This window comes from Pseudomonas sp. (genome assembly GCF_033723075.1).
GTDB lineage: Bacteria > Pseudomonadota > Gammaproteobacteria > Pseudomonadales > Pseudomonadaceae > Aquipseudomonas.
In genome coordinates this window covers 233,182-247,923 of sequence record NZ_JAWVXU010000007.1, presented here as the reverse complement: position 1 = coordinate 247,923, position 14,742 = coordinate 233,182, and the positions used below count along the sequence as shown (strand labels likewise).

The window sequence follows — 14,742 nt, the reverse complement described above, 5'->3', positions numbered from 1 at the left end:
TGACGACCATAGAGCGTTGGAACCACCTGATCCCATCCCGAACTCAGTAGTGAAACGATGCATCGCCGATGGTAGTGTGGGGTTTCCCCATGTGAGAGTAGGTCATCGTCAAGCTTGTATTCCAAACCCCCCATCTGCGTAAGCAGGTGGGGGGTTTGTCTTTGCGCGCGGTTTTTACGACCAGCATAAAAAAGCCACCTGCAGGTGGCTTTTAAATTGTTGCGGCTCGATCAGTCTCCGCGATATTCGCAGCCACTGGTACAGGTTTCGTGGATCCGGATGCGGGACAGTTCGGGAAGGAGAGGTTTGAGTTGTTGCCAGATCCATTTGGCGATGATCTCGCTGGTGGGGTTTTCCAGGCCAGGAATATCGTTCAGATAGTTATGGTCGAGTTGCTCGTAGAGTGGCTTGAAGATCGCTTTGATCTCGGAAAAATCCCGGATCCAGCCGGTGTAGGGGTCGATCTCGCCTTCGATATAGACGGCAACGCGGAAGGAATGGCCATGCAGTCGTCCACATTTATGCCCCTCGGGCACATGGGGAAGGCGGTGGGCCGCTTCGAAAATAAACTCTTTGAACAGTTCCACGGGTTGTCTCTCTGAAAATACGCGGTTGCACGCACCGCTCCGATAAAGCGTGATATTAGCAGTTCTGCTTGACCAACGTCGCGGTGCTGGCCTGTGTTGCACCCACTGCACCCACTGCAGTGCTGCAACGCTACTGGGTAGCTTTTTGCCGGTTTCTCTCCTGACGATAAACGCTGACAGCTTCATATACTGCCTTCCTCAGGCGGTTGATCCCGCCTATGGGGCGATGCTCCGGTAGCGAGTGCCAGGGATTGAATGACAGATTGTCGCAAAACAGATTTTGCTCGCGGCTATCGAAGTCTTGTGCCGGAAGTTCGATCTTGGCGACTGTCTCGAATGGCGCGATCGACTCGTCCCACTCGATGCTAGGGTCTTCGATCGGCATGTAGTAGGCGGGGTTCTGTCGTTGAATCTGCAAGGCGAAACAGGCGGGAGTGCGGTCGAGCGAGAGCTGTTGGTATAGCGCGTTGCGCAGAAAGTTGGGCAGATCCTTGTTAGGCGCAGGCAATACATAGTCTGGGCAGCTTTCCGGTGTTGGGATGACGCGATACTTGATGTTGTGCGGGCCAAGCTTGAATGGGGCGATGGAGTTGTAGGTGGTCGCAACGGGACTTTGTGGAGCGGGCGACAAGGTTTTCAGGGCAATGATCAGGTGGCGGATTTCCCAGTTCCGAGGATCCCAGCCAGGAAAGAACGCCAGCGCTTTCTTGCCCTCGGCTTGGGCGGCGAAGTTGCTTTTGTATTCGGCCACGTCGCGGACGAAGAAGGCAGGGTGATTGAACATGACAAAATCTTGATCGCTTGTGTGTGCAGCACTGCTCAAGAGCTTTTCACCTGGTACGTCGAGAAGTTTGAGGGCCATGCCGCGGGCATCGCGAGCGCGGTCGAATTGCGGGTAGGCGTTGCCGTTGGACAGCCGCATCCAAGCTTGCCAGGTTTTCCCCGGCTCGCTGAATACGCCATGGCGAAGACTGCTGTCGAGGGCTGTGAGCACTGTTACTTGTGCCTTGACGCAGCCGTGGGCTTTGGCATGGGCATCGCGCAGGACTCGGGTGTTATTGCGGTGTTGTTCGACCACTCGGATAGCATCTTCGATGATGCCCTGGGTAAGCGCTGCTTCGCCTGGCGGGATTTGCTCCTCGCTGGAAACGGGGCCAGAGAATTTCCAGCTGTAGTAAGCCGCGGCTATGCCCCAACCGCCTAAGCTGACCATTAGAAGTAGCAGAAAAAGCTTGCCGAGAAAGCGGCCAACCCACAGCCAAAGTCGTTTGAGCATGGTGCTATTCCTTGTCACTTATTGGCATCCCTGCAGGCAGGGGCTGACTGTCTCAGATTACTCCTGGCACTTGGGCCCGGGGTTCCAAGGTTTGGCTTTGATCGGTTGTAGCTGGGCTTCGAGTTCTGGATTGCCCAGTACCTTGAGGTATTCGAGCAGTGCCCAGCGCTCCTCCGGCTGAAGTGCGCGACCGATCACACCGTCCTGACGGCAGCCTTCGCGGAATTCATGGCCGCGGTTGCTGTTGCCAGTGATGTCGGTATCGAATAAAAAACCACCCGAAAAGTTATCGCTGTTGAAGCCGACGTACTTCGGGTTGTACTCGAAGTTACCGACCCAGAATTTAGTTTTCCGTTCTGATACGGGGGATAGCAGCTGAAACAAGGTAGGGATCGAGCCGTTGTGCAAAAAGGGTGGGGTGGCCCAGATGCCGTGCAGTGGCCGGGCTTTGTAGCCACGTTTTTCTTGTACGCCGATAGGCAGGCCGTAGCCGTCCATGCGCCAGCGTTCACGTGGCTGGATGCCCGCGTCCAGATAGGCGCGGTTTTCGACGTAAGCAGTTAGGTAGGCGAGGCCTTTGGCGCTGGAGATGCTGCGCATATCGACGTCATCCAGGGTCGCGCCGAAGAGGCGAACATCCAGCTTGCCGAGTTCGGCTTTAGTCCAGCTTAGATTGCTGATATCGAAGCGATGATCGGCAATGTTGTCGGCAGTAGTTGAATCCGTACCGATGACGTGGGTCGGCACGATGCGCATGCGCCATTCGGGGTCGCGTGCCGGCGCCAGGCGTTCGGCACGTGGTTTGGGGGCCGGGGCGTGGCAGTAGGCACAGTTTTCGGTGAACAGGGCGCGGCCTTGGCTGGCCAGTGGCCGATCGATCTTGCCGAAGACATCCTCTGGCCAGGTCGGCGGCTTCAGATGTTTGAGGGTTTCCTCCAGGATGTGCAGGTCGCGCAGGCGTACGCTGGACGAATAGCGCTCAGCCTCCGGCACCGGGTGGCCGTCAGCTTGCAGTAGCTGCAATGTTGCGCCTACACCTAGTGCTTCGCCGATATTGCGCGCCATGGGTTGCATGGCTGAGCCATTCCACTGCACCCAGTCAAATTTCCAGATATCCCAGAGTTGCGGGTAGCTGACTGGGGCGTTGGCGACCCGATAGTTACTGGCGTCGATAGCGTCACCGAAGACGCTGTTGGCGATACGGCCAAAGGCATCGGTACGGCCAAAGCCTTCTTCGGTCGGGTAGAGACCGCGATGCCAGTCGTTGAATGCCGTACCGAGCAAGCGGTCGAGAACGACTTTGAAGTCCTGGCGCAGTTGGTCGCGGCCTTGCGGATAGTCTTCGCCGAGTACGACCTTAGCAAAGCGTCTGAATTTCAAGGGGTTGTAATAAGTGAAGGCCATGCTCATGCCAAGTGACTGGCCGAAGCTGCCGCCTCTCAGGGTTGGCACGGTTGAGGCAAGTGCATGCAGCGCTGCGCCACCATCAATCCGCACAGCCTGCCCCTGGTAGCGCAACTCCCCGGTGTGGCAGGCCGCGCAGCTTATATCCAGGTAATGAATGGATGTCTTGCTATCCTGATGGCGGGAAAAGCCAACAGGCAGATTAGCGGGGTTGCGCTCAGTAGGTGTTTGCTCTGGATCGACCAGAAAACCAAAACGGGCCAGGTAGTCTGGCGCAGCAAATTTGTCTCTACTCAGGGGCAACTCAAGAGCGCTGAACCAGTCGTAACGCAAGCCCTTAACTCGGGTGCCTTGGGGCGTGTAGTAATATGTCTGGCGCTGTTCATCGCTCCACTGATTGAGGTAGTGGAGTTTGTCCGGTTTCTGGTAACTGGGTAGGTTGGGGTAGGCAATGAAGTAAAACCCCAAGGCGAGAGCGCAAACCAGAATCACCAAAAAAGCTGTGGCAATCGCACGGAGCATACGCATTACACACTTCCTTGTTGCATTCTTGTTGTCTGACTTTATGCCAAGCTGAAAGGCTAATGGCAAGCTGCCTTCACTGATTTATTCTCAGGTGAGCTCCCTTGGCGCTGCAGGTTTGCGCCGTGATTGGTATATGGGCGTCAGCATTCCGATGTGCCGCTCCATTTCTATTACATGGCCTTTGCTCAATACTGGGATGAGTCGTGAGTAGCAGGCTGGAGTGGCAGCAAACCGAAAATCAGGAGTAGACAATGCACCCCTTTGAGGCTGAAAAACCACCGCAGTTGGCAATTCTGCTCGGTTATGCCGGGTTGCTACCCTTTGTCAGTGGCGCACTGGGAATCTGGGTGATCCCATTGGGTTGGCGTCCCTTCGTGCTGGAAGCGTTACTGGATTTTGCGGCCCTGATCCTGGCTTTTATGGGGGCGATCCATTGGGGCCTGGCGATGCGGGCCGAGGAGAGTGACGAACAAGCGCAGATTCAGTTGGGCTTGTCGGTGATTCCGCCATTGCTTGGCTGGTTGGCTATTTCTGCAGGGTTGCCGATGGGGTTGGCCTTACCGACACTTCTGGTCGCGTTCGTAGGCCTCCATTTTGCAGATGTGCATGCGGTCAAGCTGGGGCTGGCTCCTCACTGGTATTCGAGCCTGCGTATGCCGTTAACCGTGGTCGTCTCACTCAGCTTGTTATTGGCCTGGGCCAGCGTGCTGGTCGCATGAGTTCAGTCTGTCGCCGATGCATGCCGGCGCGACTAAAACTGTTGCAGCCAAATCGCGGGAAACGCCCTGATAGGGTTCGCCGCCCCCTGAGGTACTGCTCATGGCCACTAGAGCTTGCCGCTGCTTCTGACTTTTGAGCTCTAGCTGGATGAGCCGATATCTATGGTCGCGCAAGCTGAGCTAACGCTAACACGCCAGGCTGTCGGCCTGACGATAGAGCATCAGCAACTTGCGGGTGATGGTCTGCTGAATGTCGTCGCGCTCGAATGTGGACAGCCGAGTGAGACGGTTTACTTGCAGGCGGTGCAGGTGGATATAAGGCATCTGCTGATCGAACTCGCGCAGATCGCCTTTCATCATGATGGGCAGAAAGACGTCGCCGGCTTTCTTTTGATTGCTGATGATTTGTGCCAGCGCTCGTTTAAACGGCATGGTTTTCGGTGCGGGTCCACCATCCTTTATCTGTGTGCATAACAGTAGGCCCGGCTTCCCCAGTACCACGCCCGGCAGTACGCAGAGTCCGGTTTTGCGCACGGCGTGCGCCTCAATGCCGTGCAGGGTGTCATGGAACGCATAGGGGTTGGGCAGCACTACCATCTTGCGGCCCTGGTCGTGGGGAAAGTGCAGGTTGTAGTTGGTATAGAGCTGGCGCACGGATTCGGAATAGACGCATAAGCGGTTTTCGAACAGCTTGATGAAGCGCTCAGCCAGCTCGCGTCGGGCCATAGTGTCCAGATCCCAGATCAAATCCTGGTTCTGTGGCCGGTCGAGGTCGACTTCCTGATGTTCCATGCCGCTCATTCATTCCTCATACGCGAAACTGACCCAGTAATCGATTGAGCTGCTCAGCCAGTTGGCCAAGGCGTTGGCTGGCCTCACTGGACTGTTCGGCTGCCAGGGCATTGCTGTGGGCTAAACCGGCAGCCTGGGTGACATTCTGGTTGATATCTTCGACCACCTGCGACTGTTGCAGTGTGGCACTGGCGATCGAGGCATTCAAACCGGTCAGGTTACGCAGCGATTGGGCGATTTGCCCGAGGCTCTCACCGGCCTGGCTGGCTTGCTCGACGGTGAGTTGTGAGGCGCGGCTACTATCGTTGATGACTTTCACTGCGGCTTCGGAGTTGCCTTGCAAGCGCTCGATCATACCCTGAATTTCAGCGGTCGATTGCTGGGTGCGTTGAGCCAGCAAGCGCACTTCGTCGGCGACCACGGCAAACCCGCGTCCTTGTTCGCCCGCGCGCGCGGCTTCGATCGCAGCATTGAGGGCGAGCAGGTTGGTCTGTTCGGCAATCGAGCGAATCACTTCCAAAACACTGCCTATTTGCGTGCTTTCCAGGGCCAGCTTTTGAATTACCTCGACCGCCTGATCGATAGTGCCGGAGAGTTGGCCGATCTGCCGCAGGCTGGCATCGATGTTCTGCTGGCCTTGGCTCGCCTGGGCTTCGGCGGCATGCACTTCGCTTGACGCATGTTCGGCATTTTTCGCGACATCTTGCACGCCATAGGTGACCTCGTTGATCGCGGTGGCCACGAGTTCCATCTGCTGGGATTGCTGCTGACCGTGCTTCTGGGCCTCGTGGGCAATACCGCCGAGCGAGCGTGCTGCTTGATCGAGTGCACCGGCAGAGTCGAGTGACTGGCGGATCACATGGCGCAACTTTTCGGTAAATGCATTGAAGTGCTTGGCCAGGGCAGTCAGTTCGTCATCGCCGTTAGTGTCCAGGGAGTGGGTAAGATCGCCTTCACCGCTGGCGATGTTGGCCATGGCGTCGACAGCCTCTTGAAGGGGCCGGGTAATACTGCGCGATATCAGGGTTACCAGCAGGGTCATCAGCAGGGCGATCGCGATACCGATAGCGAGTGCGCGCAAGGCTTGCGCCTGGAATTGCGCCTGCACGTCATCGACGTACACGCCTGAACCGATGATCCAACCCCAGGGCTGGAACAGGCTGACGTAGGAAACCTTGGCTATCGGGTCGCTCGAGCTCGGGCTGGGCCAGCGATAATGCACCAGGCCGGCGCCCTTGGCTTTGCTGATCTTCACCATTTCATTGAACAGTTCCTTGCCGTCCTGATCCTTGATGGCGGAAAGGTTCTGGCCTTCGAGTTTGGGAGAGATTGGGTGCATGACCATGGTTGGGGTCTGGTCATTGATCCAGAAATACTCCTGGCCGTCGTAGCGCAGGCCGCGGATTACTTCCTTGGCCTGCTTCTGCGCTTCCTCGCGACTGAGCGTAGTGGCTGTCTCGAGGCTGTGGTAATGGGCGAGAATGCCTGCCGCGCTCTGTACCAGGTGCTGAGTTTTCTCCTCTTTGGCGGCATACAGGTCGTGATGAATCTGTTGCAGCATCAACGCACCGAGGATGAGCAGCATGACGATGGCGACAGCGAGAATAAGCCACAAACGACGGCTGATGGGTAGGCTGCGTAGGCTGTTCATAGAATGGCTCTCCCGGTTCTTGTTCTGGGGTTCAGGACGCGTTCCTTATATACGGAATGCAGCACTTGTTGTTCTAAACCATGCGCTAATTGGACCGAGGCGTTGGGCGACGATGTCCATGCGGATGCGCACGAGTAGGCTCTGATACAGCAATAGGCTCGTGTCTCTGATAGCATTTCGGCTTCTGGAGCGAAAACCTGAGGGTTCTCCACTTTTTTTGCGCTATTGGAACCATAGCGTAGAGCTTGAGTCCGAAAGTCGCGGCAGTGTTGTTGATTATTCACATATTTATGTAGTTCGTGCGGAGCATACCGTGCGCCCTAGGAGCGTTAATGGATCTTTGGATCGCCGTGCAGTCGTTGATTTTGGGTATTGTCGAAGGTATTACCGAGTTTTTGCCTATTTCCAGTACAGGCCATCAAATCATAGTGGCCGATCTCATCGATTTTTCCGGTGAGCGGGCTATGGCTTTCAATATCATTATCCAGTTGGGTGCCATCCTGGCGGTAGTTTGGGAGTTCAGGCACAAGATCATCGAGGTAGTGGTCGGGCTGCCACGGGTGTCCGAGGCGCAGCGCTTCACCGCCAATCTGATAATTGCCGTCCTGCCTGCGGTAATTCTCGGTGTGGCCTTTGCCGATCTGATACACCAATACCTGTTCAACCCGATTACCGTAGCTGCCGCGCTGATAGTGGGGGGCGTGGTCATGCTCTGGGCCGAACGGCGTGAGCATGTTATCCATGCCGAAAGCGTCGACGATATGAACTGGAAGGATGCCCTGAAAGTTGGCTGTGCCCAGTGCCTGGCGATGATTCCGGGCACCTCTCGCTCGGGCGCGACTATTATCGGCGGCCTATTGTTCGGCATGTCACGCAAGGCGGCTACCGAGTTCTCCTTCTTTCTGGCGATGCCGACCATGGTCGGCGCCGCGGTTTACTCCGGCTACAAGTACCGCGAGCTGTTCCTGCCAGCGGACCTGCCGGTGTTCGCCATCGGTTTTGTGACCTCGTTCATCTTCGCCATGATTGCCGTGCGCGCCCTGCTCAAGTTCATCGGCAACCACAGTTATGCGGTCTTCGCCTGGTATCGCATCGGTTTCGGTTTGTTGATTCTGGCGACCTGGCAACTGCATCTGATCGACTGGAGTACCGCCCAAGGTTGAGTGCGTGAGGCTTCATTCGGCGGATTGATAAAAGGCGCGCTGCTTGGCGCGCCTTTGTCATAGTGATGCCCTCTCATGGAGGCGTTATGAATTCGCTGGAACACCGACTGCTTGACGTCAACGGCATCACACTCAGTCTCTACAGCGCGGGGCCTGCGGATGGCCAACCGTTGTGGTTGCTGCATGGTTTTCCCGAATGCTGGCACTCCTGGCGTCAGCAGATCGGTCCCTTGGCGGCGGCCGGTTATCGAGTGTCGATCCCAGAAATGCGTGGTTATGGGCAAAGCAGCGCACCGCGAGATCCAGCGGCTTATGACCTGATTACCCTGTGTGGCGATATCCAGGCAGCCATGGATCTGCTCGGGCACCGCGAGGCCTGCGTGATCGGCCACGATTGGGGCGCACCGGTTGCCTGGCACCTGGCGTTATTGGAGCCGCAGCGGGTAAAGGCGGTGGTAGGCATGGCCGTACCCTTCGGCGGGCGGCCCAGGCAGCCCGCGATCGAGATGATGCGTCAGCACTATGCCGAGCGCTTCCATTACATCCTGCACTTCCAGCAACCCGGGGTTGCCGAGCAGGAAATGGACGCCGATATCCCGCGCACTCTGCGCATGATGATGCACAACACCTCAGCCGCCGTGCCCAAGGACTTCTTTCTTCAGGAAAAACCGGCCGGTGCCGGGTTGTTCGACGGCATGCAGGACCCGGGCGTATTGCCGACTTGGTGCGATGCCGAGGCGTTCGGCCACTACCTGGAGACCTTCACTGGGCGCGGTTTCAATGGCGCACTCAACTGGTACCGCAACTTCGAGCGCAACTGGCAACGCACCGAGGCGTTGGCCGACAAGCACATCGAACAGCCGGCGTTGTTCCTGCTCGGTGACAAGGACCCGGTCGGCACCCTGGAAGCCTATACCCTCAAGCAGATGCCCAAGCGCATTGCCAATCTGGAACAGCACCTACTGAACGATTGCGGCCACTGGATCCAGAACGAGCAGGCTGCCGAGGTGAATCGACTATTGCTGGCGTTTCTCAAGCGGCATTACCCCGCTTGAGCCCGTTAGAATGGGTCCTTTTCAGTTAAGGACTGGCCGTCATGGAGCAGCGCGGGCTGTTGCGCAATTGGGACGACGACAGGGGCTTCGGCTTTATCCAGCCACAGCAGGGTGGGGCTGAGGTCTTTGCACATATCTCGGCGATGCGCGGCGACCGGCGTCCCGTGGCAGGAGACCAGGTGCTGTATATAGCCGGCAAGGACCGACACGGGCGTGTGCGTGCCGAGCATATACGCCTGGCTGGCGATTTGGCGCTCGATCAGCCGGCCATCCGGCGCAAGCCGCGATCGGCCCAGTCGACCGCTGCGGCGGGGCGCCAATCCACTCAGGCAAAGACAACACGCGAGGCTTCGACGGCGATTCAGCATCTCGGCCTGAAGGTGCTGCTGTTTGCCGCATTGTGCGGGCTGCCGCTGTTCGGCGCGCTGCAGCTGCTGGTGAACTCGGGCTTGAACTGGGCATTGCTGGGGTATGCCGCGGCCAGCCTGATCAGCTTCGGGCAATACTGGCATGACAAAACCCGTGCGCTAAACGGTGGCAGGCGCACCACGGAGAACAGTCTGCACCTGGTCGAGTTGCTCGGTGGTTGGCCCGGTGCCTTGCTGGCTCAGCAGATTTTTCGCCATAAAACCCGCAAGGCGTCTTATCAGTGGCTGTTCTGGACGATTGTCGTGGTGCACCAGGCGTTCTGGGTCGACTGGCTGCTGCTGGACGGCACCTATTTCGGTGAAGTGCTGCGCGCCTACTTGCAGCCCTAGTGGTCAAAGGTCGAGCAGCAGGCCCACCTGCAAACGTTTGGGCAACCTGCGTACCACCAACTGGTGCGAGCGGGTCAGTAGTTGCCAGAGTTCGTCGTCGCCGAGGGGCGGATGCGCGCAGCTCATGCTGATCCAGTGCGCCCGCGCCAGATAGGGCGCCGGGCGAATGCCGGGGCGGTCGACGTAACCGAGAAACAAATCGCTGTCGACCTTGAACGCCAGCTCATGGCCGAGAAAATTGAGTATGGCGAACATCTTGTTGCCCGCCACGGAAAACACCTGGTTGTTGCCCCACTTGAAATCTTCACGGGCACCAGGCAATTGCAGACAAAAAGCGGCTATTTCCTGTTGTTTCATGCGCATCGAGCCTTGCTGCGGGTTCTCTAGCTAAGCTAGCAGACTGTTGGCCCAAGCTTTAGCCCCGATGGAGATTTCCTTATGGCACTGTCCATGTATGACGCTTCGCTTCCTGTTTTCATCCGCATGCTCGGTAACCTGTCGGCGATCCTGCACAAGGCCGAGGCTTACGCCGCTGAGCGCAAGATCGAGCCAGGGGCGCTGCTCAATGCGCGTCTGGCGCCGGATATGTATCCGCTGGTGCGCCAGGTGCAGATCGCCAGCGATGGCGTCAAGGGCTGTGCCGCGCGACTGGCCGGCATCGACATCCCCAGCTATGCCGACAGCGAAAGCAGTTTTGCCGAGTTGCAGGCGCGTATTGCCAAGACCCAGGCATTTCTCGGCAGCGTAGCTGCGACGCAACTTGAGGGCAGAGAAGGCAGGTCGATCACCCTGAACTTTCCGGGTATGGAGTTGAAGTTCACGGGGCAGGAGTACTTGCTGCATTTCGTCCTGCCGAACTTCTATTTTCACCTGACCACCGCCTACGCGATCCTGCGCCACAACGGCCTGGATATCGGCAAGATGGATTTCCTTGGCCGGCCTTGAGCAGAGAAAGATCGTCTAAACCGGCTGTCCCCAGGTGCGAAACGCCTGGCTGAGGTGTTCGATCCAGGCGCGCACTGCCGGCAGCATGCCGCGCCTGTGGGTGTAGACCGCCTGCAGGTGGCCGCCAGGTAGCGTCCAGTCGGGCAACAGGCGAACCAGCCGGCCATCGGCCAGCTCCTCATGGCAGAAAGGCTGGGGCAGCATGGTCAGCCCCAAACCGGCCAGCGCGGCACGCTTGCGCACGGCGAAGTCTTCGATGGCCAGGCGTGCCTCCAGGCTGATGTCTTGTACGTTCCCGTTGTCATGCTGGAAGCGCAGGTGAATCTTGCGATCGGCCTCCAATGCGCCGAGCGCCGGCAGTTTGGCCAAGTCGTCCGGTGCGTCGATGCTGACGCCTTGGAGCAACTCGGGGGCCGCCACCATATATGCCTGGGCCGGTTGCAGGCGGCGACTGATCAGCGCCTGGTCTTCATCTTCGGCACTGCGCACGCGCAGCGCCACGTCCACGCCCTCGTTGAGCAAGTCCACGCGGCGGTTGGTCTGCAGCACTTCCAGTTGCACCTTGGGATAGGCCGCGAGGAAACTGACGACCAGCTCCGGCAGCAGGGCAATGCCGCCGGGGGTGGAGACGCGCAAGCGACCGCGTGGTTCGCTGGTCAGGCTGGCGACGGTTTCTTCGGCCTGCTCGGCCTCCAGCAACATCGCCTGGCAATGGCGCAAGTAGCGTTCACCGAGGTCGGTCAGTACCAGCTTGCGTGTGGTGCGTTGCAGCAGACGCGCGCCCAGGCGGTTTTCCAGCTCGGCGATGCGCCGTGACAGGCGAGACTTGGGAATACCCAGAGCACGGCCGGCGGCGGCGAAACCGCCAGCCTCCACCACTTTGGCGAAGTAGAACAGATCGTTGAGGTCATGCATGGCTTAGTCGTCCTATAAATAGGACGAACTATCGCATTTATGTCGACTTATCGACTATTGCTTTCATAGGTAGTATCTCCAGCATCTTGATCGCCAAGGAGGCGATCTCACTTTGGAGGCCATCCGTCATGAAACTACTGCACCTAGATTCCAGCATTCTCGGCGACTCGTCCGCTTCCCGCCAACTCAGCAGCGCCGTGGTCGCGGCCTGGCAAGCCGCCGAGCCGAGTGCCCAGGTGACTTACCGTGACCTGGCCGGCGACGCGTTGAGCCATTTTTCTGCGCTCAGCCTGGTTGCCGTTGGTACGCCTGATGAGCTGCGCAATGCTACGCAGCGGTACGAGGCCGAGCTGTCGGAAAGCACCCTGGAGGAGTTTCTCGATGCCGATGCCATCGTGATCGGTGCGCCCATGTACAACTTTGCGCTACCGAGCCAGCTGAAAGCCTGGATCGACCGCGTCACCGTGGCCGGCAAGACCTTCAGCTATGGCGAAAATGGTCCGCAGGGCCTGGCGGGCGGCAAGAAGGTTGTCATCGTCTCAACCTCGGGCGGAATCCACTCCGGACAGCCAAGTGCGGCCGCCCATGAGGACTACTTGAAGTTTGTCCTCGGCTTTGTCGGCATCAGTGACATTCAGGTGGTGCGTGCCGAAGGTCTGGCCTACGGTGAAGAGCAGCGCGCTATTGCCATGCAAGCTGCAGAGCTGCAGGTAGGCGAGCTGTTCGCGGTCGCCTGATTGCGAGTCGCGATGAATAAAGCTGCTCAGTCCGGCTGTGGGCAAACTTGACCGTTTGAGTAGCGGATGCAGATAACGCCCGTATCGAGAGATACGGGCATTTTTGTTTATGCACTACATCGAGGGTGAGGGGCGTGGTCAAGGCCGTTTGTTTCCGGTTTTGCGGCCAAACCAGCACCCCCTTCGCTAACCTCAATGGCTGTTCGGCAACGGCCGCTTCCCCATGCGTCACTGCAACGGCGTACGACGTGAAATATCACTGGCAGTGCAGGCGTAATCGCAAACGAGCCACCAAGGTGTTGGGCGCACGCCGCATGATCGAGCTGTTGGTCTGCGCTCGTGGTCGCTGAGTTTTGTTGACTGTAAAGGCAAACGCCCCCGAACCAGTCGGGGTGTTTGCCTTTGTGCTGTTGCCAGTAACAGCGTGTTTTCACTCAGTCTGAAGAGCCTGGCTACGGTTGTAAAAATATCGAGCGTCGTCGCGAGAGCGTCTCCGGGTGTTCGCGGCAAGGCGCGCTACGCAAGAAATGTCAGCAGCGGGCGTTTGGCGGTCGCCGCAGGTGAGGGCTTTTTCACAATCGCTCAGTTCTTCGCGATCAGGTTGCCGGCGTGCAGGCCGCACTCCTTCTGCGTGGCTTCCTCCCACCACCAGCGACCTTCGCGTTCGTGCTGGTTGGGCAGTACGGGGCGGGTGCAGGGCTCGCAACCGATACTGATGAAACCGCGCTCATGCAGGCTGTTGTAGGGGATTTCCAGCATGCGGATATAGGCCCAGACGTCTTCGCTGCTCATCTGCGCCAGCGGGTTGAACTTGTACAGAGTGTTTTCCGGGCTGGAGAAGGCCGTGTCGATTTCCACCACCGCGACCTGACTGCGAGTGCCGGGGCTCTGGTCGCGGCGCTGGCCAGTGGCCCAGGCCTTGACCGTGGCGAGCTTGCGCCGCAGCGGGGCGGTCTTGCGAATTCCGCAGCATTGGCTGTGGCCGTCCTTGTAGAAGCTGAACAAGCCTTTTTCCTTGACCAGTGCCTCTAGCGCCGTCGCGTCGGGGGAGAGTACGTCGATGGCGATGCCGTAGTGCTCGCGCACCTGCTCGATGAAGCGGTAGGTCTCCGGGTGCAGGCGACCGGTGTCGAGGCTGAAGACCTTGACGTTTCTATTCAGCTTCCAGGCCATGTCCACCAGCACCACGTCCTCGGCGCCGCTGAAGGAAAGCCACAGTTCATCGCCAAAGTGCTCGAAAGCAAGTTTGAGAATATCCTGGGGCGACTTGTTGGCGTAGGTTGCGGCCAGTTCGGCTACATCGAATGGGTGGCTCATCGGCTGGATTCCTGGTTGGGGTGGCGCTGAGAGGGTGCCGCCAGGCGACTGCGCCTGGTGTGTTTACGCCCTCGGGACGCTCTGTGCGCCGATGGTAGCAAAAAGGCGTTATACCGCTAAATAACGAAGTGCAAGGGTGACCATCGATTTTGAGTATAAGTCGTGCGTTGCGCCGCCTCCGGCGAGCCGCTAGAGTGCCGCCTTCTTTCAAGCCCAATCTAGGAGTGTCCCGTGGAAATCGCTTGTCTCGACCTGGAAGGCGTTCTGGTCCCGGAGATCTGGATCGCCTTCGCGGAAAAAACCGGCATCGAATCGCTGAAAGCGACCACCCGGGATATTCCGGATTACGACGTGCTGATGCAGCAGCGCCTGCGTATCCTCGATGAGCATGGTCTGAAGCTCAACGACATCCAGCAAGTCATCGCCACCCTCAAGCCGCTGGACGGCGCGGTGGAGTTCGTCGACTGGCTGCGCGAGCGCTTTCAGGTGGTGATTCTCTCGGACACCTTCTACGAGTTCTCCCAGCCGCTGATGCGTCAGCTGGGCTTTCCGACGCTGCTGTGCCACAAGCTGGTCACCGACGAGAATGATCGTGTGGTGAGCTACCAGTTGCGCCAGAAGGATCCCAAGCGTCAATCGGTGATCGCGCTCAAGAGTCTCTACTACCGCGTACTCGCCGCAGGTGACTCGTACAACGACACCACCATGCTCAGCGAGGCCCATGCGGGCATCCTGTTCCATGCGCCGGAAAACGTGATTCGCGAGTTCCCGCAGTTCCCGGCCGTGCACACCTTTGATGATCTCAAGCGCGAGTTCATCAAGGCGTCCAATCGCGAGCTGAGCCTGTAACCTCAGCGGCAAACTGCAAGGGCAGGGCGCAGGCGTTTGGCGGTTGCCA

At 58.4% G+C, this 14,742-nt stretch carries 15 protein-coding genes and 1 rRNA gene; 8 read left to right on the top strand and 8 right to left on the bottom strand.

The window, feature by feature from the left end:
* Positions 1–114 (top strand): 5S ribosomal RNA (gene rrf, locus R3355_RS11110); the annotation flags it as partial.
* A 116-nt stretch (positions 115–230) separates the two neighbouring features.
* On the opposite strand, the gene queD is transcribed toward rrf, so the two are convergent.
* From queD to R3355_RS11095, 3 genes are all read right to left on the bottom strand, one after another.
* A complete protein-coding gene (queD, locus tag R3355_RS11105; RefSeq protein ID WP_172151855.1) occupies positions 231–587 on the bottom strand; it encodes a 6-carboxytetrahydropterin synthase QueD in 357 nt (118 codons plus the stop codon).
* A gap of 130 nt (positions 588–717) precedes the next feature.
* Positions 718–1,863 (bottom strand): catalase family protein, encoded by a 1,146-nt coding sequence (locus R3355_RS11100; RefSeq protein WP_318961235.1) that lies wholly within the window; start codon positions 1,861–1,863, stop codon positions 718–720.
* Between the two features lie 57 nt (positions 1,864–1,920).
* The gene (locus R3355_RS11095) at positions 1,921–3,795 is read right to left on the bottom strand and encodes a di-heme-cytochrome C peroxidase (RefSeq protein WP_318961244.1); all 1,875 of its coding nucleotides are present in this window, start codon (positions 3,793–3,795) and stop codon (positions 1,921–1,923) included.
* A 248-nt stretch (positions 3,796–4,043) separates the two neighbouring features.
* Here R3355_RS11095 and R3355_RS11090 point away from each other — a divergent pair, with 248 nt between their 5' ends.
* Complete coding sequence (locus tag R3355_RS11090; RefSeq protein WP_318961234.1) at positions 4,044–4,511, top strand: DUF3429 domain-containing protein; 468 nt, start codon at positions 4,044–4,046, stop codon at positions 4,509–4,511.
* 186 nt (positions 4,512–4,697) lie between these two features.
* On the opposite strand, the gene R3355_RS11085 is transcribed toward R3355_RS11090, so the two are convergent.
* Together R3355_RS11085 and R3355_RS11080 are read right to left on the bottom strand one after the other, a co-directional pair.
* The gene (locus R3355_RS11085; protein ID WP_318961233.1) at positions 4,698–5,312 is read right to left on the bottom strand and encodes a hypothetical protein; all 615 of its coding nucleotides are present in this window, start codon (positions 5,310–5,312) and stop codon (positions 4,698–4,700) included.
* A 7-nt stretch (positions 5,313–5,319) separates the two neighbouring features.
* On the bottom strand, positions 5,320–6,954 hold the full coding sequence (locus tag R3355_RS11080) for a methyl-accepting chemotaxis protein (RefSeq protein ID WP_318961232.1): 1,635 nt from the start codon (positions 6,952–6,954) through the stop codon (positions 5,320–5,322).
* Positions 6,955–7,286: 332 nt separating this feature from the next.
* Here R3355_RS11080 and R3355_RS11075 point away from each other — a divergent pair, with 332 nt between their 5' ends.
* From R3355_RS11075 to R3355_RS11065, 3 genes are all read left to right on the top strand, one after another.
* On the top strand, positions 7,287–8,117 hold the full coding sequence (locus tag R3355_RS11075; RefSeq protein ID WP_318961231.1) for an undecaprenyl-diphosphate phosphatase: 831 nt from the start codon (positions 7,287–7,289) through the stop codon (positions 8,115–8,117).
* Between the two features lie 86 nt (positions 8,118–8,203).
* The gene (locus tag R3355_RS11070) at positions 8,204–9,172 is read left to right on the top strand and encodes an alpha/beta hydrolase (RefSeq protein WP_318961230.1); all 969 of its coding nucleotides are present in this window, start codon (positions 8,204–8,206) and stop codon (positions 9,170–9,172) included.
* A 41-nt stretch (positions 9,173–9,213) separates the two neighbouring features.
* Positions 9,214–9,930 (top strand): DUF1294 domain-containing protein, encoded by a 717-nt coding sequence (locus R3355_RS11065; protein ID WP_318961229.1) that lies wholly within the window; start codon positions 9,214–9,216, stop codon positions 9,928–9,930.
* Between the two features lie 3 nt (positions 9,931–9,933).
* Here R3355_RS11065 and R3355_RS11060 read toward each other — a convergent pair whose 3' ends face one another.
* The gene (locus R3355_RS11060; protein WP_318961243.1) at positions 9,934–10,287 is read right to left on the bottom strand and encodes an MmcQ/YjbR family DNA-binding protein; all 354 of its coding nucleotides are present in this window, start codon (positions 10,285–10,287) and stop codon (positions 9,934–9,936) included.
* A gap of 81 nt (positions 10,288–10,368) precedes the next feature.
* On the opposite strand from R3355_RS11060, the gene R3355_RS11055 reads away from it, so the two are divergent.
* A complete protein-coding gene (locus R3355_RS11055) occupies positions 10,369–10,875 on the top strand; it encodes a DUF1993 domain-containing protein (RefSeq protein ID WP_318961228.1) in 507 nt (168 codons plus the stop codon).
* A gap of 15 nt (positions 10,876–10,890) precedes the next feature.
* Here R3355_RS11055 and R3355_RS11050 read toward each other — a convergent pair whose 3' ends face one another.
* The gene (locus R3355_RS11050) at positions 10,891–11,790 is read right to left on the bottom strand and encodes a LysR substrate-binding domain-containing protein (RefSeq protein ID WP_318961227.1); all 900 of its coding nucleotides are present in this window, start codon (positions 11,788–11,790) and stop codon (positions 10,891–10,893) included.
* A 128-nt stretch (positions 11,791–11,918) separates the two neighbouring features.
* Between R3355_RS11050 and R3355_RS11045 the strand changes: the two genes are divergently transcribed.
* On the top strand, positions 11,919–12,527 hold the full coding sequence (locus R3355_RS11045) for an FMN-dependent NADH-azoreductase (RefSeq protein ID WP_318961226.1): 609 nt from the start codon (positions 11,919–11,921) through the stop codon (positions 12,525–12,527).
* Positions 12,528–13,109: 582 nt separating this feature from the next.
* On the opposite strand, the gene R3355_RS11040 is transcribed toward R3355_RS11045, so the two are convergent.
* Positions 13,110–13,844 (bottom strand): phosphoadenylyl-sulfate reductase, encoded by a 735-nt coding sequence (locus R3355_RS11040; RefSeq protein WP_318961225.1) that lies wholly within the window; start codon positions 13,842–13,844, stop codon positions 13,110–13,112.
* A gap of 231 nt (positions 13,845–14,075) precedes the next feature.
* On the opposite strand from R3355_RS11040, the gene thrH reads away from it, so the two are divergent.
* Positions 14,076–14,693: a bifunctional phosphoserine phosphatase/homoserine phosphotransferase ThrH gene (gene thrH, locus R3355_RS11035; protein WP_318961224.1), complete on the top strand. Its 618-nt coding sequence runs from the start codon at positions 14,076–14,078 to the stop codon at positions 14,691–14,693.
* Positions 14,694–14,742: the final 49 nt, after the last annotated feature.

Bases quoted from the DNA above. Each gene is read 5' to 3' on its own strand.
- R3355_RS11100 (WP_318961235.1), bottom strand. From the start codon at position 1,863: ATGCTCAAACGACTTTGGCTGTGGGTTGGCCGCTTTCTCGGCAAGCTT.
- R3355_RS11095 (WP_318961244.1), bottom strand. From the start codon at position 3,795: ATGCGTATGCTCCGTGCGATTGCCACAGCTTTTTTGGTGATTCTGGTT.
- R3355_RS11090 (WP_318961234.1), top strand. From the start codon at position 4,044: ATGCACCCCTTTGAGGCTGAAAAACCACCGCAGTTGGCAATTCTGCTC.
- R3355_RS11085 (WP_318961233.1), bottom strand. From the start codon at position 5,312: ATGAGCGGCATGGAACATCAGGAAGTCGACCTCGACCGGCCACAGAAC.
- R3355_RS11080 (WP_318961232.1), bottom strand. From the start codon at position 6,954: ATGAACAGCCTACGCAGCCTACCCATCAGCCGTCGTTTGTGGCTTATT.
- R3355_RS11075 (WP_318961231.1), top strand. From the start codon at position 7,287: ATGGATCTTTGGATCGCCGTGCAGTCGTTGATTTTGGGTATTGTCGAA.
- R3355_RS11070 (WP_318961230.1), top strand. From the start codon at position 8,204: ATGAATTCGCTGGAACACCGACTGCTTGACGTCAACGGCATCACACTC.
- R3355_RS11065 (WP_318961229.1), top strand. From the start codon at position 9,214: ATGGAGCAGCGCGGGCTGTTGCGCAATTGGGACGACGACAGGGGCTTC.
- R3355_RS11060 (WP_318961243.1), bottom strand. From the start codon at position 10,287: ATGAAACAACAGGAAATAGCCGCTTTTTGTCTGCAATTGCCTGGTGCC.
- R3355_RS11055 (WP_318961228.1), top strand. From the start codon at position 10,369: ATGGCACTGTCCATGTATGACGCTTCGCTTCCTGTTTTCATCCGCATG.
- R3355_RS11050 (WP_318961227.1), bottom strand. From the start codon at position 11,790: ATGCATGACCTCAACGATCTGTTCTACTTCGCCAAAGTGGTGGAGGCT.
- R3355_RS11045 (WP_318961226.1), top strand. From the start codon at position 11,919: ATGAAACTACTGCACCTAGATTCCAGCATTCTCGGCGACTCGTCCGCT.
- R3355_RS11040 (WP_318961225.1), bottom strand. From the start codon at position 13,844: ATGAGCCACCCATTCGATGTAGCCGAACTGGCCGCAACCTACGCCAAC.